This window comes from Endoryza foliicola (assembly GCF_050589245.1).
In the GTDB taxonomy this organism is placed as follows: Bacteria; Bacteroidota; Bacteroidia; order Chitinophagales; family Chitinophagaceae; genus Endoryza; species Endoryza foliicola.
The window spans coordinates 379,807-404,021 of sequence record NZ_JBOBEW010000004.1; the positions used below are offsets into that span (position 1 = coordinate 379,807).

The 24,215-nt window shown below is 40.5% G+C and carries 15 protein-coding genes; 7 read left to right on the forward strand and 8 right to left on the reverse strand.

The window, feature by feature from the left end; genetic code table 11:
- Position 1: 1 nt before the first annotated feature.
- Positions 2–1,084 (forward strand): hypothetical protein, encoded by a 1,083-nt coding sequence (locus tag ACQ2HE_RS11405; RefSeq protein WP_430899380.1) that lies wholly within the window; start codon positions 2–4, stop codon positions 1,082–1,084.
- A gap of 52 nt (positions 1,085–1,136) precedes the next feature.
- On the opposite strand, the gene ACQ2HE_RS11410 is transcribed toward ACQ2HE_RS11405, so the two are convergent.
- The 6 genes from ACQ2HE_RS11410 to ACQ2HE_RS11435 all read right to left on the reverse strand — a co-directional run bounded on the left by ACQ2HE_RS11410 (position 1,137) and on the right by ACQ2HE_RS11435 (position 10,624).
- Positions 1,137–2,252 (reverse strand): AbiH family protein, encoded by a 1,116-nt coding sequence (locus ACQ2HE_RS11410; RefSeq protein WP_430899378.1) that lies wholly within the window; start codon positions 2,250–2,252, stop codon positions 1,137–1,139.
- 58 nt (positions 2,253–2,310) lie between these two features.
- On the reverse strand, positions 2,311–6,249 hold the full coding sequence (locus tag ACQ2HE_RS11415) for an HsdR family type I site-specific deoxyribonuclease (RefSeq protein ID WP_430899376.1): 3,939 nt from the start codon (positions 6,247–6,249) through the stop codon (positions 2,311–2,313).
- Positions 6,250–6,317: 68 nt separating this feature from the next.
- Complete coding sequence (locus tag ACQ2HE_RS11420; RefSeq protein WP_430899374.1) at positions 6,318–6,740, reverse strand: hypothetical protein; 423 nt, start codon at positions 6,738–6,740, stop codon at positions 6,318–6,320.
- 10 nt (positions 6,741–6,750) lie between these two features.
- Positions 6,751–7,878 (reverse strand): restriction endonuclease subunit S, encoded by a 1,128-nt coding sequence (locus tag ACQ2HE_RS11425; protein WP_430899372.1) that lies wholly within the window; start codon positions 7,876–7,878, stop codon positions 6,751–6,753.
- Positions 7,871–9,571, reverse strand: coding sequence for a type I restriction-modification system subunit M (locus ACQ2HE_RS11430; protein WP_430899370.1), 1,701 nt, complete (start codon positions 9,569–9,571; stop codon positions 7,871–7,873). The genes ACQ2HE_RS11425 and ACQ2HE_RS11430 overlap by 8 nt, the downstream gene beginning before the upstream one ends.
- A 132-nt stretch (positions 9,572–9,703) precedes the next feature.
- Complete coding sequence (locus tag ACQ2HE_RS11435; protein WP_430899368.1) at positions 9,704–10,624, reverse strand: DUF4268 domain-containing protein; 921 nt, start codon at positions 10,622–10,624, stop codon at positions 9,704–9,706.
- 530 nt (positions 10,625–11,154) lie between these two features.
- Here ACQ2HE_RS11435 and ACQ2HE_RS11440 point away from each other — a divergent pair.
- On the forward strand, positions 11,155–11,427 hold the full coding sequence (locus ACQ2HE_RS11440) for a hypothetical protein (RefSeq protein ID WP_430899366.1): 273 nt from the start codon (positions 11,155–11,157) through the stop codon (positions 11,425–11,427).
- 201 nt (positions 11,428–11,628) lie between these two features.
- On the opposite strand, the gene ACQ2HE_RS11445 is transcribed toward ACQ2HE_RS11440, so the two are convergent.
- Entirely contained in the window at positions 11,629–12,969 is a 1,341-nt protein-coding gene (locus ACQ2HE_RS11445) for a sensor histidine kinase (protein WP_430899364.1), read from the reverse strand.
- Positions 12,959–14,302 (reverse strand): sigma-54-dependent transcriptional regulator, encoded by a 1,344-nt coding sequence (locus ACQ2HE_RS11450; RefSeq protein ID WP_430899362.1) that lies wholly within the window; start codon positions 14,300–14,302, stop codon positions 12,959–12,961. Before ACQ2HE_RS11450 ends, ACQ2HE_RS11445 begins: the two co-directional genes overlap by 11 nt.
- Before the next feature lie 381 nt (positions 14,303–14,683).
- Here ACQ2HE_RS11450 and ACQ2HE_RS11455 point away from each other — a divergent pair, with 381 nt between their 5' ends.
- The 5 genes from ACQ2HE_RS11455 to ACQ2HE_RS11475 all read left to right on the forward strand — a co-directional run bounded on the left by ACQ2HE_RS11455 (position 14,684) and on the right by ACQ2HE_RS11475 (position 24,192).
- Positions 14,684–17,131 carry an ABC transporter permease gene (locus ACQ2HE_RS11455; protein WP_430899360.1) on the forward strand — a complete coding sequence of 816 codons (2,448 nt, stop codon included), beginning with the start codon at positions 14,684–14,686 and terminating at the stop codon, positions 17,129–17,131.
- A gap of 115 nt (positions 17,132–17,246) precedes the next feature.
- The gene (locus ACQ2HE_RS11460; RefSeq protein ID WP_430899358.1) at positions 17,247–18,506 is read left to right on the forward strand and encodes an efflux RND transporter periplasmic adaptor subunit; all 1,260 of its coding nucleotides are present in this window, start codon (positions 17,247–17,249) and stop codon (positions 18,504–18,506) included.
- 23 nt (positions 18,507–18,529) lie between these two features.
- Positions 18,530–19,207: an ABC transporter ATP-binding protein gene (locus ACQ2HE_RS11465; RefSeq protein ID WP_430899356.1), complete on the forward strand. Its 678-nt coding sequence runs from the start codon at positions 18,530–18,532 to the stop codon at positions 19,205–19,207.
- Positions 19,208–19,288: 81 nt separating this feature from the next.
- Complete coding sequence (locus tag ACQ2HE_RS11470) at positions 19,289–21,706, forward strand: ABC transporter permease (protein ID WP_430899354.1); 2,418 nt, start codon at positions 19,289–19,291, stop codon at positions 21,704–21,706.
- 29 nt (positions 21,707–21,735) lie between these two features.
- Positions 21,736–24,192, forward strand: coding sequence for an ABC transporter permease (locus ACQ2HE_RS11475; protein ID WP_430899352.1), 2,457 nt, complete (start codon positions 21,736–21,738; stop codon positions 24,190–24,192).
- Positions 24,193–24,215: the final 23 nt, after the last annotated feature.

Consider the following 24,215-nt stretch of genomic DNA (forward strand, 5'->3'; position numbering starts at 1 on the left):
TATGATGAGAATTTATTTGAGTAATCCAACTAAAATTGAAAAGGAATTTTATGATTACTACAGGCCTGAAATTTCGTCAAGAATTGGAAGTCAAATCAAATATGTAAGTGATCGGATCAAAAATGTGAAGCAACGAGATCAGTTCTTTAATACCAAACAAATTAAAAAGCTAGATTTAAGTAAGGGGAAAAGACTTTCCAAGCTGAAAGATGTGTATTTCATTTTGAAAGGTCTTAGTTCAGAAGATGAACTCAAGCGAATATTAATAGGTGCTCCTTCTGTTTTAGCGGATCTTGCTAAATCGAAGCAATATGAATGTCGCCTTGTGAAGTTTTTTCTATCGAAGATTTTCGATTATAAAAGTTTGTCAAAAAAAAGTAAAGGTTATTATTTGTATAAATTGTCATCTGATATAGGTATAAAAGTCTGCGTTTATTGCAATATTTCATTCATAAAGACGGTTTATTCGAAAGAGAAAAAGCAGGTTTTAAGGCCTATTTTTGATCATTTTTACAGCAAGAGTAGATTCCCATTATTGGCAATGTCACTATACAACTTGATTCCTTGTTGCTATTATTGTAATTCTAGCTTAAAAGGCAATGTTGAGTTCTCTTTAGAAAATAATTTGCATCCTTACATAGAAGGATTTTCGAGTGACATTGAATTTGGGCTTAGTTATGAAAGCCAATCAAGCGTCAATTTTCTGGATGAAAGTAGTTTTTCTATAGTACTTAATAAGTCTAAAAGCTGTACTAAAGATAAAGAAAGAAGAGGTTTGGGGACTGCAAAGAACTCTAAGAATGCAAATGCAAAAGTTTTTAAAACTACTGATGTCTACAATAATTATAAAGATGTTATTGGGATTTTTTTGTTTCAAATTCAATCTTTTCAACAAGACTATCAAATCGCTGTTACAAATATTACTAATACTTCAAGAGAAAGTGTTTTGAAGCGAATAGATAGGGTACTTGGGATTAGGAGGCCTCCAGAGCAACAAATTCATCATTCTTTCGGAAAAATTAAAAATGATATTGGCCGTAAATTTTTAAAAGTTTCATATATGGTTAAATTAGACTCTAACTAGTAAGAACTATTTTAATCCTTTATTGAATTGATTCTATTTAGATATTATATAGTTATTGTGCATTTTTCTGATTTGTTGGTTTAGGCTGCATCATTGCCGAGCAGTATTGTTTATTCACAACCCTCGCTCTAAGTTCTGCTTTCGATTTGAAGTTCCGTGCAATAGCATAGCTTTTCTCTTCATAATCATCATTACCATTATTTTGATAAAAGAAAGGTTTGATGGAAATACAGTTTTCATGTTCGAAAATTGTATTTAGTAAAGTACGATCAGATAAGCCACAAGAATGTCCATATATGTGGATTTGGTAAGGCCTACTCTCAACAAAGTCTAAAAGAGCTTTGTAGTGTCCAAATTGCAAATATTTGAAAGATTTAATATGTTTAAGTAACTCGTCATTATTTTGGTCTTCGAATTGTTTGTAATTCGGGTCAAGTTCATCTCCAAATCCGAATACGGGTTTTTGAGTGTCACGATCATCGCCTCGTAGTTCACCGTGAATTGGAATGTATAGTTTATTTGGATACCATAACCCTCGCAAATACCATTTTGCGACTTCAGTATAATTAAAGTTTAGTATGCAATAGTTCGACGGTGGAGTATTTGATTTAAGGGTATTTGATTTTACTTCCTTTACATCGATTTGTTCCATAAATTGGCTTAGTAGAACTTTATCTGCATTTTCTGAATATTTTTCTTGTTCTTTCCCTAGATAGTCAATCAATTTAGATTTAATTATTTCTAAATCTGAATTGAGTTTTATTATCGAGGTCTTTGTATCTGATCTAAAGAACATTTTTAATAGTGCGTAGTATATTAATTCAATATCTACCCACTTCTTTGATTCTAAATTTGATTGTATGTGTTTAAATAGCGCTGAAGTGTATATTATTTTAAAGGTTTTATCATTTTCTATTTTTTTGAAATGCAAAAAGGATTGTTGAGGAGTGAGTACTTCAATTTGATGTTTTTCTAGATGAAGAGATCTTTCCGATGAGATTGAAATGAGTTCATCAAGAAATCTATTTTCATTGTATAGATTGTAGATCAAATTCTGGAAATAGGAGTAAATAAAGTCTTGGAAACTAGTTTTCAATCCATGCGCCAGATCAAATCCGTTTCCAATAATTATTAAACGATTGACTTTCTCAAAATCTTTATCATTCATTGTATGTGATTATAAATATTAACGGGGACATATTGTTCAAGTTTGTCTTACTTGTTTCTTAGTTCACGCCACTCACCTCATTCGCAATCAACTCCGCCTGTTTCAATACCGTATCTGTTGCAAGCATTTGCATGTCGGGGGGGTAGCCGTATTTGCGGAGGAGGCGTTTTACGGCGACGCGGAGTTTGGCCTTGACGCTTTCTTTGATGGTCCAGTCGATGGAGGCGTTTTGACGGATGGTTTCGGTGAGTACTACAGCAAGCTCTCTTAACTTGTCTTTTTGCATCAATTCACGGGCACTGTCGTTGTTGGCGACGGCTGTGTAAAAGGCATATTCGAAATCTGTGAGACCCATTTGCTTGGCTTCTTCATCACCCTTTACAATATCCTTACTTAAGTTGATGAGCTCTTCAATCACTTCCGCAGCAGTCAAAATTTTGTTGTGGTATTTCTTGATGGAGTTCTCTAGCATTTCAAGGAAAGTACGACTCTGTATGAGGTTCTTTTTCGCCCTTGACTTAATTTCATCATTCAATAACTTTTTTAATACTTCCAAGGCTAGGTTCTTTCGTTCCATTCCTCTTATTTCCATCAAAAACTCCTCTGAAAGAATGGATATATCGGGTTTCTTGATTCCCGCTGCATCGAAAATATCAATGACTTTCTCAGATACCAAGGCTTTATCAATTACCTGACGGATGGTCGTCTCTATTTCTTCATCTGTTCTCCCGGTTCCGGTGGCATCAAATTTCGCTAACCTGGCTTTTACCGCTTGAAAGAACGCAATTTCATCTTTGGCATCCATCGCTTCATCGTGTGGTATGGCAATGGCAAATGCTTTGGATAGTGCAGTCACTTCATTGATATAACGTTTCTTTCCATCTTCCAATCCTAATATGTGCTCTTCCGCCGATAGTATCAGCGATAATTTTTTGGAGGTATCGGCATCGAAGTAATCTTCATACGCAAAGCCGTGGAACATATTAGAGACTACTTCTAATTTCTCTCTCATCAGGCTTACCGCTTGTTCCTGCTGCTCCGTTGGATCGCCCTTGCCACCGGCATCTGAGTAGAACGACAATGCTTTCTTCAAGTCTGCCGCAATACCTAGATAGTCCACAATTAATCCACCCGGCTTGTCTTTGTAAACACGGTTGACCCTTGCAATGGCTTGCATTAAGTTGTGACCCTTCATCGGTTTGTCGATGTAGAGGGTATGCATACTGGGTGCATCAAAGCCCGTGAGCCACATGTCGCGGACAATCACTAATTTCAGTTCATCATCCGGATTCTTCATTCGCTCCGCCAACATTCTGCGCTGATCTTTAGTGGTATGATGTTTTGCAATTACAGGTCCATCAGAGGAAGCCGCTGTCATCACAACTTTGATCACACCTTTTGTTAGATCGTTGGAATGCCATTCCGGTTTTATTGCAATGATGGCATTGTATAGCTCTACGGCGATTCTTCTGCTCATCGATACAATCATTCCTTTTCCTTCAAATGCCTCTTGACGTTGGGTGAAATGAGTGACTATATCTTTCGCTATGTTTTGTATGCGATTCTCACTTCCTACCAAAGCTTCTAATTGCGTCCATTTTGCTTTGGCTTTTTGAGTATTAGTGAGCTCTTCTTGTTCCAATTCATCGTCTAGTTCATCAACAAGTTGGCGGCCCTCTTCACTGAGATTTACTTTTGCGAGTCGACTCTCATAATAGATACGAACAGTAGCGCCGTCTTCTACTGCTTGAGCGATATCGTAGATGTCAACATAATTCCCGAATACGGCGGGGGTATTTACATCCGTGTTTTCAATAGGTGTACCTGTAAAGCCGAGGTAAGTGGCATTCGGCAATGCATCGCGCATGTATTTGGCGAAGCCATAAACTACTTTCTTGCCAATCACATTTCCGTTTTCATCCTTCGCGTCTACTGTTTTCGCTCTAAAACCATATTGGGTTCTGTGTGCTTCATCGGCAATTACCACAATGTTTTTTCTATCAGAAAGAAGTTCGTATACATTCCCTTCTTCCGGTTGAAATTTTTGGATGGTGGTAAAAATGACACCACCTGAAGCCACTTTTAGTAATTCTTTTAATTGATATCGATCCTCAGCTTGCACGGGTTCCTGTCTCAATAGCTGTTTCGATGCAGCGAAAGTGTCGAAAAGTTGATCGTCGAGGTCATTACGATCCGTAATCACAAGAACGGTTGGGTTGTCGAGTGCCAATACGATTTTACCTGTATAAAATACCATCGACAAAGACTTTCCGCTTCCCTGTGTATGCCATACCACTCCTCCCTTGCGATCTCCCACGGGTTGACTACTCACCGCCGGCAATCCGTAACTCACCGGATCCTCCCCCAAGTCAAACTCGCGCCCATTCCCCTCCTTTGGAGGGGTGCCCGTTAGGGCGGGGTGGTTTGTATTCTCCTTTGGAGGGGTGCCCGATAGGGCGGGGTGGTTTGTATTCTCCTTTGGAGGGGTGCCCGATAGGGCGGGGTGGTCTGTATTCTCCTCCGTCGAACCCCCCGTTTCATACGGCAAATCCATCTCCTCTATCACCCATTGCTTTTGAAACGCTTCATGACCTTCTAAATAGCTCATTACCGCTCCCAGCGTTTTCATGATCTGCTCAACGGGTATATGTATGACTGTTAGATGCAGTGATTCCAAGTATTTATCTCTTGCTGCATCGTATTCTTGCTTGTCATCGTGACTGCTGCCATCAATTTCAATTACAACTCCGCAATTAGGGCAGTAGAAATCAACGATGTAGTTACCTATAATTTTTTGTCGGTCGAAGTCCAATCCCTTGAACTGTTTGTTCTTTACTTGGTTCCAGAACAGTACTTCCGGAAGGTTACCGGCTTGTCGTAACGCGCGCGCTCTTTCTTTGAGTTGCGGGTTGTAGGGTAGGGCGAAGTAGTTTTTGGAGGCGCGGTGGGGTGGGGTTTTACCTGGTGCAGGAGGGACCACCCCGGCCTGCGGCCACCCCTCCAGAGGAGGGGAATTGAACAGCCCCGCCTGTGGAGGCAGTTGCTGAGTGGGGGAATTGAACAGCCTTGCTTGCGGTGGCATATAGCCGGCGGCGCGGAGGGTTGATTCTACGGCGCGGTTGACGGCATAGTATTGATGATAGGCAGCGATTTTTTTGACGGTATGGATGCTTGTGATACCGGTTTGAGAGTCTTCTTTTTTTGATTTTTCAAAGACGATGAAATGACGGATGAGATCTAATAAAGTCCGCTTGTTTAACATGCCCTTGATGAGGGTTTCTAGTTGACTTACCAAATGCGAGGCTTCTGCTTTGCCATCTGCCGATTTCCAACTCATGAAACGACTGAAACCCGAAGAAAGGTTACCCGCTTTGGCTTCCAATCCATCTGAGATTACCAAGAATCCATTGTAAGTGAATAGACTTGGAATAATACTCTTGTAGGTATCTAATTGCTTGTAAGCGGAGAATGTGGTTGTGTTTTCATCGGTAGCGTTTTTGAGCTCTATCACTACCAAGGGTATCCCATTTACAAAGAGTAGAATGTCCGGTCTTTTATTGTTGCCGTTCTCGATGATGGTGAATTGATTGGCGACTACAAAATCATTGTTCAACGGATTTTTAAAGTCTACCAACCATACTCGATCTCCTCTGTCATCTCCCTCTACTCTCTTGGTTACCGGCACTCCTTCTGTGAGAAAACGGTGAAAAGTTTCGTTGTTAGTAAGTAGTTCCGGAGAGGCAATGCGCTGAATTTCTTTTATGGCTTCTGCTTGCACTGCAGCGGGAATGGAAGGGTTGATCCGCTTTACAGCTTCTTCCAAGCGATGCAAGAGAAGGACTTGTTCAAAACTTTCTCGTGTATCTGCACCTGAAGCTCCATCTGTATCCTCCCACTCACCCGCTTGTACAGGTGCGATAGAGGGCGCATAGATATACTCATACCCGAGTTGGGTCAGGAGCTCTATGGAAAAGGTTTCGATGGTGTTTTCGGTCATGGGAGATCGCTTTCTAAAGGAATTCTATTTTAAATATAAAACATATTGGCTAAGCCTCCAATTGCCCTCTATAGATTTAAGTGGGAAAGAAGTCTTTTTGCATCATTAAAATTCACGATTCTAAAAAGTGTTTCATCTGATGTACTTGTTTTGTTCTCGATTTTATGATCGGTATATTTTTCAACAGCGGATATGATTTTAGGATTGTTTCTGCATGCACAAATTGCGATATTGCATTTTTCCTTTTCTAGATTTAATAGAAGATTTTTTAGACTAGAATTTCCATTTATATAATCTCCCATAGCTACAATACCTAATTTAATATTGTCTTTTGTTAGTATATCTGTAAAGTCTTCGTATTTAGGGTTGCCTAGATTTTCAAATTTATTAGTCACCTGTATATATCCCATTTCTAAGAGTAAAGTGTAAGCAATGTTAATGGTGTGAGATTTTCCGCTATTTTCTGGTCCGTTTAATGCAATGACTTTCATAATTGATTGGTTAAGGTTTAATAGTTATTTCTCCAGACATGAGTTTAGGTAAAAGAATTTCTCGAAGTTCTTTTAAGTTAAGAAGTTCAATATTATTATTCTGTAATTTTTCAAACCAAGGGTTGGTGATTTCACCAAAATTATATACCAGCTCAGGAGGTGGAATTGAAATTTTTATGGCATCTAAATCAGATTTTCCTAGATGAATGACAGTTGTTCCGACTTTAGTCATTTCATAGAAGTGTAGATGTGGCTTGACTAATGAAAAAATGAAAAAGTTAGAAATTGAGTCGTTCTTAGGAATAAACTTACACGTACGTTGATTCATTAGGGAGTCAATGCCAGACCAAATGTATAGTCTGAATTCACCATCCATGCCAGCTACTAAATCTCCGTTTTTTAATATGTATTTTGTGTCAAATTCTTCATCAGTATAAATATTCGAATAGCCGTCTTTCAAGTCACGGATTCTAATTAAAGGCTTTCCTCTTCTTTCTTCATTGAAATGCTTTGATTTAAATGGAAAGCCATAGACAATATCCACAAAGTTATAAATATCTCCTTCCTCCCAATCCTCCTTCGCCTCTTCCACAAACCACTGCCTAAACAAAGTTTCCGCCATTTTTTCTAAGGTGGCGTTTTGACGATGAAGAAGATCTATTTTGTCGTCTAAACTGCTGAGGATGGAGGCGATGGCGGTTTGGGTTGCAATACTTGGAATAGCGATCTTATAATTGAGAATTGCGTCTTTGTCTCCTCGAGGCATTTTTGCTCCCTTTGAAGTCAAGACTGTATACTCTGTAAATTCAGGTTGGCAAAGTAAGTAGTACAAAAATTTACTAGTGCATTTCTGAGGTTTGCTTCTGAACACTAAAACATCTGGTGAAACAGTACCATTAAATTTGCTGTACCAGACTTTCTTAAAGTAAGTACGAATGTTTGAGAACAGTGTATCCCCTTCGTTAAAACTATTGATGGACGGAACGTTTGGAATACTTTCGGATTTTGATACTCCTCCGAAATTTGGTATTAGATTTTCAGTTGAAATATAGTTATCCAAGTTTGCCTTTGATATGGAAACTCGATTGGATATAATTTCGGCTATTTCTGCCAGAAAGTACTCTTTCCACTCACTCATCTATCTTAATTTTTGAAAGGTTAGCGATAATGAGTTCGTTCAATTTTGCTTCTTCTTTTAGTTGTTCTTCTAGTTCTGCTTTTAGTGTATTGAAGCGTTCTGCGAAGTTGAAATCGTCTTCTTCGTCGGGTAGGCCTACATAGCGGCCGGGTGTGAGTACGTAGTCGAGTTCGGCTACTTTACTGATGGGTGCTGAGGCGCAGAAACCGGGTATGTCTTGGTATACACCTCTTGAGCCATCGGGGGTTCGCCAGGCATGGTAGGTGTCGGCTATTTTTTTGATGTCTTCGGTGGAGAGCTCGCGGGTTCGGCGGTTGATGAGGTGGCCGAGGTTGCGGGCGTCGATGAAGAGGATGTGGGCTTGGTTGGTTGTTTGACCACCCCGGCCTTCGGCCACCCCTCCAGAGGAGGGGAATTGAACAGCCCGGCCTTCAGCGGCCTTTCCAGAAGAGGGGAATTGAACAGCCCCGCCTTCGGCGGCCTTTGCAGAAGAGGGGGATTGAACAGCCCGGCCTTCAGCGACATTTCCGAAGGCGGATTTTGGGCTGCGCTTCATGAACCAAAGGGCGGCAGGGATTTGAGTGTTGAGGAAGAGCTTGGCAGGTAGGTTTACAATGCAGTCGATGAAACCATTTTCTACCAAAGCTTTTCGGATATCGCCTTCTCCCGATGTTTTGGATGTGAGGGCGCCTTTGGCGAGTACAACACCGGCCTGGCCAATTGGCGACATGTGATGCAAGAAGTGTTGCATCCATGCGAAGTTGGCATTGCCTGTTGGTGGTACGCCGTATTGCCAACGACCGTCGTTGCGCATGAGTTCTCCACCCCAGTCACTTACGTTGAAGGGTGGGTTAGCTATGATATAGTCTGCTTTTAAGTCTTTGTGTGCATCGTTGAGAAAGCTTCCTTCGTTGTTCCATTTTACTTGTGAACTGTCGATGCCTCGGATGGCAAGGTTCATTTTAGCGAGTCGCCAAGTGGTTTGGTTGCTTTCTTGTCCGTAAATGGAGATATCGTTTACTTTACCTTTATGACTGTCTACAAACTTTAAGCTTTGTACAAACATTCCCCCTGAACCACAACAAGGATCGAAAACACGGCCTTTATAGGGTTCTAACATTTCTACTAATAACTCTACTACGCTTCTTGGGGTATAGAACTGGCCTCCTTTCTTTCCTTCTGCAAGGGCAAATTCTCCCAAAAAGTATTCGAACACATGTCCTAATACATCGGCGCTGCGGGCTTTCGCATCTCCAAGGGCGATGTTTCCTACCAAGTCTATTAGTTCACCTAAACTGGTGGGGTCAAGGTTTTGGCGGGCGAATACTTTGGGTAAAACTCCTTTAAGTGACGCATTTTCTTTTTCAATGGCGTCCATGGCTTCATCTACATATTTGCCTATTTCGGGTTGTTTGGCCTTTGATTGTAAGTACTTCCAACGGGCTTCTTGGGGAACAAAGAATACGTTTTCAGCTTTGTATTCGTCTTTGTCTTCCGGATCGGCACCATTTATTTCGTCAGCTTTAAGGATGGCAAAACGTTCTTCAAATGCGTCGGAGATGTATTTCAGGAAGATGAGTCCGAGTACAATGTGCTTGTATTCGGCGGCATCGATGTTCTTTCGGAGTTTATCGGCTGCTTTCCACAGTTGCTTTTCTAAGGGCTCTTCTACAGTAACTTTTGCTTTCGCCATGGGGTAATTAATTGTTTATGGGGCAAGTTAGATTTTTATGGGAAATTTTGGAAGACAATGATTTGTTAGCGTGACACTTGGATTACAAGAGAGAAGGATTCCATTGTTTCGAATTCATTTAACAGAAGGTCTTTATTTATTGATGAATGGAGCAATTGCTTTTTCCAATCGAATCATACTATCGATCATCATATCGGCCAATTCTTCCCAATTATCTTCGTCTTTATAGCCGATGCCGGTGAATGTTTTTGCGATCCTGGAAGCACGTTTGTTGTCAAGTCGTTGCCAGCTTAGCTCGCCTCCGTAACTTTTTTCTATTGCTTCTTTTTGTGCATAAAGACGGTCGAACAATTCTTTGTTTTCTTTTCCATCTTCTTTGTCTTTATCGATGTATAGCTCAGTTTTGGCATCGTGCTGTCCAATTACATAATTGTAGGTAACTCCTGCAATACCGGAGCCGGTTCCAACCCAACTATAAATATTGGGTGATATGTTAGCGTGTAATTTGGTTTTCTGTTTGGCTCGTTCCAATAGGAAAGTCCAGAATGATTTTCGGTGATGATGTCTTTCTGCGTATTCTTTTTTCGTTACACCGGCTTCTCGTATTTCCTCGCTTGGACCTACAATAAGAGTGAATAAAGGAGCAGGATCAGACGCGCCAATTTTAATCGCTTCTATTTTTATCAAATAGAATTCTGCCGCGGTTGATTCGTTCAACCATGAAATGGCTTTTACGTGTTCTTGTCTTGGATCCGAAACAATCCAAATTGCTTTCTCGGCTCCAATTGAAGCGAGGTACGTGATTACTTTTCCGAGATGGTCGTGGTTGCTTTTTTCTAGTTGATTTTCTATGATTACCGGATTACCATTTTCATCTTCGGCAACTAGATCTACGTTAAAATTACCCGTTGACTGTTCTCTTTCAACATTGGATATTTGAAAGTCGAGTACTTGATTTAAAGAATCGATGTTTTCCTGTAGCCAGGTAGTAAAGTCTTTTGCTTCGTGTTTCCAAATGCTCCTCAGAGCCACTTTTTCAATTTTTCCGATCATGGATAGGTTTTGTTAAGTTTTAATTTATTCGGAGAGCTGCACTCCTACAATATCCGATATCGATGATTTTAGAATTCAATGAATATTATTGAAAATATTCATGTGTTCGGCTTTTAGTACTGTTTTACAATTCAAGTTTTAGGATTGAATTGACTTTTAAAGTTAATAAAAACTTACGATAACAAATACCCGTATAATTACGGATTTAAACGACCGATGTGGGGCTATGTGAGGCAGTATTGCGTTGTTGATATTAAAGGTTTAAGGTGGTGTGGTTACTCGACCGCAACGGAACAAAGAACGCAACGGTTCGCAACGGAGGTTCATCAAGGAGAGTTGGCGGGAGTTTTTGGGGCGAGGCCGTTTTTTCAATGTATTGGCTATTTATTCCTTGTTTAACCTTAATTTATTTATCTGATTTCTCACATTTTTATCAAAGTTTTCATGTCTTCCGGAAATGCCTCATTCCTTGCGTGCATAGTAGAATTCAATTAATTTAGAGTAATTTACTAAAAATAAATACAACACCCATGCCCACCCTTAAAATTGTGATTAAAGCCGAATGGTTTGATGAAATTGCTTCCGGGAAGAAGACGATTGAGTACAGAGATGTGACGCCGTTTTGGACGAGTCGATTGTTTGATGAGAATGGAAAGAGAAGGGCATATGAAAAGATTGAGTTTATTAATGGTTACAATACCGATGCGAGAAGGATGATTGTTGAATACTTGGGTTTTACGACTCGGAATAATACTTATTGTATAAAGGTGGGGAAGATTTTGAGGAAGCCTTTTCGGAAGTGAGATGGTTCATCGCGGAGGGAAGGAGAGAAGGAGATACGCGGAGGTTTTTTTTGGGCTTCCTGAAATTCGAAAAGTTCCCCCTACCGCAACGGAACAAAGGACGCAACGTTTCGCAACGATTTTGATATGACTCTGCGTTGCTTTGCGACTCTGCTCTACTCTCAGACAAATAAACTTTAATACTCCCTCTGCGTCTAAAATTTAAAACACTAAGGTAAACACCGTTCCCTCACCCTCTTTCGAATTCACTTGAATGGTGCCGCGGTGGATGAGCATGATTTGTTTGCAGAGACTGAGGCCGATGCCGGAGCCGCTTTTTTTGGTGGAGAAGAAGGGGATGAAAATTTTGTCGGCGATTTCGGCAGGGATGCCGGCGCCATTGTCGATGACTTTGAGCTGCACTTTCTTGTTTTCTTGCTGGGCTTGTAATACAATCTTCGCACCGGCACGCTCTTTTACCGCATCGATGGCATTGGTGAGTAAATTGATGAGCACTTGCTCTATTAAATTGATGTCAACTTCAATTGTGAGCAACGGATCTTTTAAGATGATTTCTAACTCAATGTTCTTCTGCAACAGCGTTGGATGCATCAGCCGCTGAATATTGTCAAACAATTCGTGCACAAATACTTTCGATACATCTGCTTTTGTGATCTTGTTTAAACTGCGATAGGTTTCCGTAAACTTCAATAATCCATCGCTGCGTTTCTTAATAGTAGATATGCCGAGTTCTAAATCTTCGCGACTCGATTCGTCTAATTCCGACTCGCTTTGTTGCAATCTGTTTTGCAAAGTGCCTGCCAGAGAAGAAATCGGTGCAACCGAGTTCATGATCTCGTGCGTCATCACACTCAAGAGCTTTTGCCAAGCTTTCGACTCGGTTTCATCCAATGCCTCATTTACATTTTGAAAGGCAATCAATTTGTATTTCTGATCACCGGTTTGAAAAGAAGTAGCCGATAATAGAATTTTCAGCGTGGTTTTATCGTGATGAATAACAGTTACGATATTATTTCCCGCTTTCAAATTAATAATGTCTTGATAAAGCGTTTCATCTCTTCGTTCCAAACTCTGGATGGTCTTTAAATAAGGAATGTTCAAGAGTTTTTTCAAGGTTTCATTCATCCACAACACTTCTCCGGTTTCCAACTCATATGATAAGATGCCGGTATCAACCAATTCCAAAATGTTCTGTAAATACTGATACTGGGTTTCTTTTTCTTTCGTAATTAATTTGAAAGCAGAATTGATATCATTGAATCCCCTTCTTAAGGGCTGTAATTCAGTGGGCGCCTGCTTTACATTGAAGCTTCTCGAAAAATCGCGGTAGTGCACCGACTGCACAAAGTCTTCCACTTCCCGCTGCGCTTTGTTATGAAAACGGTAGAAATCAACAATTTGAAAGATAATAATCGGTACAACGATCAATTCATACACATACCATCCTTTTACAAACAGAAAAGAAGCGGTGAGCAAAGTAATGGTGAGTAAGATTACTTTGATAAGTATAGTGAAGCCCGATGGTCGTTTGTTAGAGATCATATTTGTTGAGTCTTCTGTACAACGCTGTTCTGGTAATGCCCAATTCCTTCGCTGCCTTGGTGATATTGCCGTTGTTCTTTTCAATCACTTTTAATATCGTGTTCTTCTCAATGGTGCTGAGTTTGCTGTTTTCGCCTTCCGATCCTTCTTCCATGGGAGCCGATTCAATAGGAGAGAAGATCAGATCATCCCCGCTGAGTTCCATCGAGTCTGACATAATAATGGCTCGCTCAATGATGTATTGCAATTCCCGAATGTTTCCGGGGAAATGATAGGTTTCTAGTTTTCGAATCGCTTCATTGCTCAAACTCACTTCAGGCTTGAAGTATTTATTGCCATAGAGTTTCAAGAAATGCTTCGCCAGTATTTCAATGTCTTCTTTTCTTTGGCGCAAAGGTGGCAATACAATCTCAACCGTATTGATTCGGTAGATCAAGTCTTTCCGAAAGCGCGCTTCATTGGCCAATTCTTGCAAAGGCAGATTGGTAGCACAAATCAAACGAATATCAATGGGGATGTTTTGATTGGAACCAATTCTTGTGATTTGTCGATTTTGCAAAGCCGTTAGTAACTTGGCTTGCTGTTGCAAACTGATGTTTCCAATTTCATCTAAAAACAAGGTTCCTTTATTAGCCGCTTCAAATCGTCCGGTTCTATCTTCACGGGCATCTGTAAACGCTCCTTTTTTGTGTCCAAACAATTCGCTTTCAAACAAAGATTCCGTCAAAGCGCCTACGTCTACTTTCACAAATGATTGACTTGCGCGAAGTGATTTTTCATGAATGGCTTTCGCCACCAGATCCTTACCGGTACCGTTTTCGCCAAGAATGAGGATATTGGCATCAGTAGGAGCAATCTTGTCTATTTTATAAAATATATCCTGCATGGCTTTACTGGTGCCTACCATACCTCCGGTATCGGAAGCCGAGCTATGCAAGTGTTGCGTTTTCTTTTTATAAAGTTCTGTAAGCGTAGTGATCAACTTTTCGTTGTGCCAAGGCTTTACAATGAAATCGGAGGCGCCTTCTTTTAGAGAACGAATAGCGAGTTCGATATCGGCATAGGCCGTTATCATGATCACCGAAGTTTGCGGCGCCCAGGTTTTGATTTGTTTTAACCAGTATAATCCTTCGTTGCCCGTGTTTACAGAGGCTTTGAAGTTCATGTCGAGTAGTACGATATCGAAACTATTCTTGGCCAGAATGGACTGAATTTGTTCCGGGTTCTTTTCAGTGATTATTTTCTGGATTTCCGTTTTTAATAGCAGACGCACGGCGGTTAATACGTCGATATCATCATCAATTACTAATATGCTTGCTTGTTTTAAACTCATGCTTCTTTTTCTTTTACCGCTAAGCAATGTTCGCTCGGAATTCGCGAAACGCATCGCTCCTTGTTCAAAAGTTTTTCAAAGTAACTACTTTCAACTGTTCGTGCTCGTTTTTTTGTGCTAAAAATTTGGAAATCAGTGTAGTGTAACGCTAGCGAACAACAACTGTATCAAAACCGAACAGTTTTTCGGTTGGATAAATACTAAGTGTATGATTATCAGTTGAATGGAATTTTGGCATTGCGTTTTGTATAAGTACTGTGGAACAATTGGACGGTTTCGAAAACGGATTAAAAAAAGCTTGGATGTGTTGTTTTTACTTAATTGGAACAGCATTCGAAAAGCCCAATGTTTCACAGCCATGAACCTGAACAAAAAATACCCATGCTGAGAAATTATTTCAAGACGGCTTTTAGAACCTTGGTTCGCCACCTTAATTATACCATCATCAATGTGGCGGGACTCACAGTTGGCATCGCGGTTTGTATGATGATTTTCGTGATCATACAATATCAAACTAGTTTCGATACCTATCATGCTAACCGCAGCCGTGTTTACCGTGTATTAACAGAGCATCGCAGTACGGATGCGGCCAATATCTCCTTTAGCAAAGATGTTCCTTTTCCTTTGCCCAATGCCTTGAAGACGAGCTTTCCCCAGATAGAAAAAGTAACACCGATTTTCGCGAGTAACAACGATCAGATTTTGGTGACAGATGAGAATGGCAAGACCCTACAACAGTTTATTGAACCCAAAGGAGTTTTCTTCACAGAACCGAGTTTCTTCGAATTGTTCGATTTTCCTCTATTGGCCGGTACTTATAATTCTCTTCAAGAACCGAATAATGTGCTATTGTCGAAGGCCACTGCTGAAAAATATTTCGGCGATTGGCATCTAGCCTTGAATAAAACCATTAAGATTCAAGTAGGCGGTTATGTTTTTGAACATGGAACAGAAGTGTTGAAAGTATCCGGAATTCTTGAGAACCCTCCAACCAATACCGATTTCCAATTCAAAGCATTGGTGGCTTATGGTACCGGATTCACGGGTAGTTTGATGAACAAGTCAATCGATTGGAACGATCGCACCAACCAAGGGTTCAGTTGCTTTGTGCGACTACCTGAGCAAACGGCTGCTTCCGGAATCAATAAAGAGCTGGCCAGTTATGCTGCTAAAGTTCAGTCGGCCGATAATAAAGACGTTTATCAATTACAGGCCCTTGCCGATGTTCATTACGATACGCAAGCCGGAAATTTTAGCAATACCGCTATCAGCAAACAATTGATCAATGTGTTGTGGGTGATCGCAGCATTTATTCTTTTGATTGCTTGTGTGAATTTTGTCAATCTTTCTACTGCTCAAGCTGTGAACCGCGCGAAGGAAGTAGGTGTACGGAAAGTATTGGGCAGCAACAAGTCGCAGTTGCAAATTCAATTTATTGTAGAAACGTTTTTGGTGGTTTTGTTTGCAGTTATACTGGCCATCATTTTAACAGTGCTAACCTTGCCTTATATCAATCAATTGTTGAATCTGTCTTTGTCGTTGCAAATAGTTGACCGCGTTCAAACCTTATTATTCTTATTAGCAATAACTATTGGTGTTACAGTGCTTGCGGGTTTTTATGCAGCGTTGGTACTGTCACGTTTCAATCCAATTGAAGCTTTGAAGAGTCGGTTTAAAGTAAATTCTGGAAAAGGATTATCGCTGCGTAGAGGGTTGGTGGTGTTTCAATTCATCAATGCTCAGGCATTGATCATCGGAACCTTGGTGATTGTGAAGCAGATGAATTTTTTCATGAATGCTCCTTTAGGATTTCAGAAAGAAGCAGTGGTAAACATTCCATTTCGAGTGGATAGTTTGCGCATCAGCAGACTCGATTATTTGAGAGGAAAACTGATGAGCATTAAAGGGGTAGAAGGGGTAAGTTTCAGTTCCAATACGCCGGTAGAAGATGGAGCCGATAACTGGACTAGTTTCCGATTCAACAATGCCACCAAAGAATCCGATTATAAAGTCATCACCAAGTTTACAGACGATCAATACTTGTCTACCTACCATTTACAATTGGTAGCCGGTAGAAATCTAAAGCCATCTGGTTATACCCAAGAATTTGTAGTGAACGAATCTTTTGTGAGAAGCTTGGGTATTAAGAATCCGGAAGACGTACTTCGTAAGAAAGTGAGTATTTGGAATGGATTGATCAACTGTGAAGTGGTGGGTGTGGTGAAGGATTTTAATAACCGCTCGTTCAGAGATCAAGTGGCTCCATTGGTAATGACCACTAATAACACGATGTACAATCAGGCCGGCATTCAATTAACGGCTACTAATATACCTGCAACCTTGGCCGCAGTTAAAGCCTTGTTCAGTGAAACTATCCCTGATTTTGTATTTGAATACAAATTTTTAGATGAGAAGGTAGATGGCTTTTATCGTTCTGAAATGCAATTGGCGCAGTTATATCAACTTTTTGCCATTATTGCCATTTTCTTGAGTTGCTTAGGTCTTTATGGATTGGCTTCTTTCATGGCGGCGCAACGGGTGAAAGAAGTAGGTATTCGAAAAGTATTAGGAGCGAGCACCGGAAACATCATCTACCTTTTTACGAAAGAATTCATTTTGTTAATCGGTATTGCCTTTGCCATTGCTACACCACTGGCTTGGTATTATATGCATCAGTGGTTACAAGATTATGCGTATCGCATTGAAATTGTTTGGTGGTTGCCGCTGATTGGTGGCATCGGCGCCCTTGTGATTGCACTTCTAACCATTAGTTTCCAGGCGGTGAAGGCTGCGGTGGCGAAACCGGTGAAGAGTTTGAGAACGGAATAAATTAAGAAGTAAGAATTAAAAATTAAGAATTGAGGGCCTTCATTACTTTTTTACGAAGCGACTAAATAGAGAGTTGAGATAAAATTTTTTAATACACATACTGAATAGAGCGATTATGGCTGATAGAATTATTGAAAAGAAAAAATGGAGTTCGAAGCGGATCTTGACGATTGTTGGGATTGTAGCATTGGTAGCATTGATTGTTGGGAGTTTTTATTTCACTTCCGGCGGTTCGAAGTTAAATGTAGAAGAAGAAAGGATCACTATTAGTGAAGTGAGTAAGGGGCCGTTTCAAGAATTGATCTCTGTGAACGGCGTAGTGCTTCCAATTACCACTATTTATTTGGATGCCATTGAAGGGGGTAGGGTAGAAGAGCGCTACGTGGAAGATGGTGCCATCATGAAAAAAGGGCAACCTATCTTAAAACTCTCTAATAGCGATTTGTTGATGAATATGGTGAGTCAACAGAATACCGTTTACAATACCCTTACCCAAATGCAGATCAACAAGAACGCAGCTTCTCAGAATACCGTAGTGAAGTTGAATCAGATGGCCGATGTAGAGAGCTTGTACAAAGAAGCGGAACGCTTGTATCGTCTCAATAAAAAATTATATGAAGAGAAGGCCATCGGTTTTCAGGAGTTCAAGAAGTCGGAGAACGATTACAATTACTATTTGCAAAAAAGAAATTTAACCCAGCAAATTTTACAGCAAGATTCCCTTTCTAGAAATCAACAAGAAGCACAAGATAAGCGCTCTTATGCCGCTTCTCAAAATGCCTTGGATATTATGCAGAAGAAGGTGAACGATCTAATTGTTCGTGCTCCGGTTGATGGACAATTGACATCTTTGGATGCTGAAGTGGGTCAGAATAAAAACAAGGGCGAGCGCTTGGGACAAATTGACGTGATGAGTGGATTTAAAGTTCGCGTAGATATTGACGAACACTACATCACTCGCATCTATGCCGGATTGGTTGGTCAAGTGCAAATTGGAGATGCGGTGTATAAATTGAAGATTAGCAAAGTGTATACGCAGGTTACCAATAGTCGCTTTCAGGTGGATATGCAATTTGAGGGCAAGGTTCCTGAGAATGTGCGTCGCGGACAGAGCTTGCAGATTCGTTTGGCCCTGAGTGACGAAAAGCAGGCCATTCGCTTGCCACGAGGTGGATTCTTTACTAAAACCGGTGGTAACTGGGTGTACAAGTTAAGTGCCGATGGAACCACAGCATATAAAGTTGACATTGTATTGGGAAGTCAGAACCCCGATTATTTTGAGGTAGTGAAAGGATTGGAAGTAGGAGATAAGGTGATTACATCCAGCTACGACAATTATGAAAACATTCAAGAACTCGTTATCAAGAAAAAATAAATACAAAAAATAAACACCGAGCTATGATAAAGATTACTGATTTAGAAAAGTTTTATCGCACGGAAGAAGTGGAAACCATTGCACTGAACAAGCTTTCGATGGAAGTAAAAGAAGGTGAGTTTGTTGCAGTGATGGGGCCTTCCGGTTGTGGTAAAAGTACCTTGCTGAATATTTTAGGCATGTTGGATGATGCAGACGCGGGCAGCTTCGTCTTCAACGGAATTGAAGTGTCGAAATTCAACGAACGCAAGCGTGCTGATATTCGCAAACACAATATTGGATTCGTGTTTCAGAGTTTTAATCTGATCGATGAATTGACGGTTTATGAAAACGTAGAATTGCCTTTGATCTATACAGGTGTGAAAGCATCGGAGCGAAAAGAGAAAGTAGAGAAAGTGTTAGATAAGATGCAGATCATGCACCGCAGAAACCACTATCCGCAGCAATTGTCGGGTGGTCAGCAGCAGCGTGTGGCAGTAGCGCGTGCCGTTGTCAACAATCCGAAATTGATTTTGGCGGATGAACCTACCGGTAACCTCGATAGTAGCAATGGTAATGAAGTAATGGAATTGCTTACCGATTTGAATGAGCAAGGAACCACTATTATAATGGTAACACACAGTGAGCACGATGCGCGTTTTAGCCACCGCATTATTCGCATGCTCGACGGACAAACCGTAACAGAGAATATTTTGGTGTAAGTATGTATCGTATAGCCATCGATCATATGTATAGCCACTGAAAAACAAAAATGTTCCCTTGGGTGGGAGAAAACCTAGACTATGTTCAAAAATTATTTCAAGATAGCTTTTCGAAATTTATGGAAGCACAAAACCGATAGTTTCATCAATGTTATTGGTTTGTGTATAGCCTTCACCAGTGCTTTGTTGTTGTTGTTGAGTGTTGCGTATGAGTTTTCTTATGATAAGTTCAATAAGAACGCGAAGGATCTTTACCACACTTATTTTCAAACGCAGTCCCCTTCGGGCGATACTCGCTTATCGAATGCAATGCCTGTTCCATTGATGGGCGCCTTAAAGCAGAATTTTCCGGACATTAAATATGCAACCAGAATGGCCAGTGGTGGTAGCTGGTTTCGGTATAACGAGAAGAAGATTGAAAAGGGCATCACCTATGCAGATGCTGATTTTTTCAAGATGTTTAGTTTTCCAATTGTTTCTGGTAATAGCAGCAAACCATTTGAAGGAACCAATAGTATTGTGATCAGTGAAAATGCAGCTAAAGCAATTTTTGGTACTGAAAATCCAGTTGGCAAAAGCGTACAGGTTCAAGTGGAGGATCATTGGGATGCGTTCACTGTTACAGCAGTGGTGCAAGATTTTCCTTCCAATTCCAGCATTAAGTACGATATCATCATGCCATTTGAAGCACAGTCGTATTACAAACAACTTGAAAATGAATGGAATTCGAACTTTTTGGATTTGTTTGTTCAACTGAATACGGCCATTTCGGGAGTGCAGTTTGAGAAGAAGATACAATCGTTCATTAATAAGCAATACGAGGAAACGATTAAGAACATGAAGCGCGATGGCGCTGTTCCTGCTAAGGATGGTTCTTATATTAAATTATCGATGCAGCCTTTGCTGGAAATGCATACCAATACTGAGATTGCTGGTGGCGACTCAATTGGACTTTTCTACCTCTACATGTTGATGACCATTGCCATTCTGATCATTGCCATTGCTTGTATCAACTTTATCAATTTAAGTATTGGAAAGAGTTTTACAAGATCAAAGGAGATCGGACTGCGCAAAACCTTGGGGGCTTTGAAAAATCAAGTAGCCATGCAGTTCTGGGCGGAAGCTTTTTTGGTTTGCTTTATCGCGTTCTTAATAAGCATTGTAGCTACTTATTATTTAGTGCCTCCATTCAAGCAATTGTTCGCCTTGAATATTCAGCAATCCATTTTGAAGGATGCGAGCGTTTGGCTTTATATTTTGATTGGGTTTGTTATCGTCACCTTGTTGGCCGGTGGATACCCCGCTTGGCAAATGGCTAAATTGAATGTGATCAATGTATTAAAGGGCAAGACGAATGTAGGGGGCTCTAATAGACTTCGAAATGCTTTGATATCCTTTCAGTTTGTTATTTCTGTTTTGTTGATTTCATGCACGCTTATTACCTGGCAACAGATGAATTACTTGAGAGCGAAGCCACTAGGGTACGATACCCATCAAGTAATTAGCATTCCCATTGCCGGAGATATTGATAAAACGCAGGCCTTGAATTTGATGAGAGATAAATTAGCGGGTTCAGCATTGATTGAGAGCGTTACCGGTTTGTATGATAATTTGGGATCCGGTAAAGACCAGAGTTCTCGCACATCTATTAGAGGATTCGATTATAAGAACCGAGAATTGAGGAGCACTTGGATCGGAACTAGCTACGATGTAGTGAAGACCCTTGATCTAAAACTGATTGCAGGAAGAGACTTCTCTCGCGATTTTGCAACCGACAGCGCTGCCGTGGTTATCAACGAAGCCATGGCCAAACAGATTGGAGAGAAAGATGTGATTGGGGTGAAATTGCCCGTTGATTCGGCAAGACCGTTAACGGTGATTGGCGTGGTTCAAGATTATAATTACAAGAGTTTGAAAAAGAAAATCGAACCCTTGACTCTAGTATTAGACGGCAATTTTGAAGTGAACTATATTTTGGTAAAAGTGAAAGGTGGCCAATTGAAAGAAAGCATGGAATTCGTGAAGAATACCTGGGCCAAAGTATCACCCGATTCTGAGTTTCAAGGCTCTTTTTTGGATGAAAACGTAGACCGCCAATATCGAAGAGAAGAGAAACTGATGCAAATGTTCTCAATTGGGGCTTCCATTGCCATCGTACTTAGTTGCATGGGCTTATTGGCGATGGTAATCTTGATCATTTCACAACGAACAAAAGAAATTGGAATTCGAAAAGTGTTGGGTGCATCCGTTGGTGGAATTGTAAAATTGATTGCGAAGGACTTTCTGCTCCTCGTTTTGATTGCAGCCTGTATCGCAACACCTATTGCTTGGTATTTTATGAATAAATGGTTGCAAAGCTTCGCATACCGAATCAATATCAGTTGGATGGTATTTGTGGTAGCTGGAGTGGTAACAGCGCTGGTTGCCTTTATTACCATTGGATGGCAAGCGATAAAGGCGGCGTTGGCCAACCCGGTAAAAAGTATCAAGTCGGAATAAATCTTATTCAAATAAACTAATTGCATCTTATGTTTAAAAAATATTTCACTACCACCCTCAGACATCTTTGGAAACAACGATTGTTTAGTGGTCTTAATATAATGGGATTAGCCATCAGCTTGAGTGTATGTTGGCTGGTTTATAGAGTGGTAAGTTTTGAATATAGTTATGAGAAGGATTTCAAAAATATCGACAAAACTTACCGTGTTGTAAGCGGGTTTATTTTTGACGAGAAGGAATCTTTTAACGGAGGAGCATCGAAACCGATTTACAAAGAATTGAGGCGAACTCCCGGAGGATTTGAAAAAGTAGTGCCTGTTTTTGGAATGTGGACGAAGTCGGTAAAGACCAATGATGCATCTTCTAAGCAAGTGCTATTGGAGGATGTGCAAGGAATAGTACAAACGGATTCCAGTTACTTTGAAATGGTAGCGTACAAATGGTTGGCAGGTTTTTCCAATACTGCTTTTAAAGCTCCCAATTCCGTTGTACTTACTGCGTCTCGTGCCAAAGAATATTTCCCCGGATTGAAGATTCCGGAAATCTTGAATCAAACACTGACCTATACCACCTATCGAGATACAACCATAAGAACAGTTACTGGAATTGTTGCCGATTTAACGTACAACACTGAGTTCAATGGCAAAGAGTTTTGTTCACTTCAAGAGATCGATTATCCATTGAGCCAATGGACAAACACCAATGGAAGTGATTTACTCTATATTCAATTGAGTAAAGAAACCGATGAAAAGAAGGCTTTGGCCGTGATTGAAAACATGGTTCAAGCGAAGACCAAGGAATTCATGGCGAGTAAAGACAATGGCTTCAAATTCAAACGTTGGATGCAGTTGTTACCACTCAGGGAATCCCATTTCTCTACTTATATTCAAGAATGGGAAATTCACAAGGCGAACAAGAAAGTATTGTTTGGTTTGATTGGAATAGCAGCCTTTCTTTTGCTGCTGGCGATCATCAATTATGTAAACATGAGTGTGGCTTCTATTCCTCAAAGAGCAAAGGAGATCGGAGTTAGAAAAACATTGGGAAGTAGCAGTGGTACCTTGATTTTACAATTCTTTATAGAGACTTTGATTATTACTGTTCTTGCCTGTGTGTTGGCCTATTTCTTAGGAAGCATTGAATTCAAGTTGTTGAGCGGTATTATTCCTGAAGGTGTAGGAACGATGCAAGACGGGATTGTAATGGTGCTGTTTATGGTTTGCCTCGCGCTGGTGGTGGCCTTATTGGCGGGCTTGTATCCGGGTTGGCTGATCACAAAAGTGAAAACGGTGAATGTGTTTAAAACAGCTTTTGTTTTCAAGAACAGTAGCAGCCGTATTGGTTTGCAAAAAGCGCTGATCGTATTTCAATTTATCATTGCCATTGTTTTTATTACGGGTGCACTTATTATGGGGCGTCAATTGAACTATGTGGTTCATACTGATATGGGTTTCAACAAAGATGCAGTGGTGCTTTTGAACATTCCCTACAAATACGCAACCGATGATAAATACAAAGGGAAGCATAAAGTGTTACTGGCTGAGTTAAAGACCTTGCGCGGCGTTGAAGCGGCTTCTTTGGGAACACCTCCTCTAACCGGCGGGTATTCGTCTAGTCATTTTAAATATTTTCAAGCAAACAAAGAACCCATTGAACGACAATTGTTCAAAAAATACATCGATTCCAATTATTTGAAACTATACGGATTTCAACTATTGGCAGGAAGGGCTTTAAGTCAATCCGATACCACCAATGAATTGATCATCAACGAAACTGCGGTAAAAGCCTATGGATTTGCTTCTCCTCAAGATGCCATCGGTAAAATGCTTGGGCAGAGTCAAGAAAGTTTGGTTCCCATTGTTGGCGTGGTGAAAGATTTCCATGCGCAAAGTTTTTACAATTCAATAGATCCCTTAGGATTTATGATGGATGGAGAGAATGTCTTCAATATTAATCTCAAACTGAACGTAAACGATGCCGCCAATTGGCAGAAAACCTTGAGTGAAGTAGAACGCAAGTGGTATGAGGTTTATCCACCCGATACTTTTAAGTATGAGTTCTATGACGATTCCATTGCTGCTATGTATAAAACTGAACAAAATTTGATCATCATGATCAACTTGGTAACCGGTATCGCTATTTTCATCAGTTGCCTAGGGTTGTTTGGATTGGCGGTTCTTACCGCATACCAACGAACCAAAGAAATTGGTATTCGCAAAGTGCTGGGTGCTTCTGTTAGTGGCATTGTAGCGCTGTTATCAAAGGAGTATTTGAAGTTGGTATTGGTTGCTATGTTGGTAGCAATTCCGGTGAGCTGGTGGGCCATGAATAAATGGTTGCAAGACTTCGCCTACAAAATTCCCTTGAGCTGGTGGCTATTCGCAATGGCAGGGGTATTGGGATTGATGGTGGCCTTCTTAACGGTAAGCTTCCATGCGTTGAAAGCTGCGAATGCCAATCCGGTCAACAGTTTAAAAACAGAATAATTCAACAGGGTTTATAAAAAACA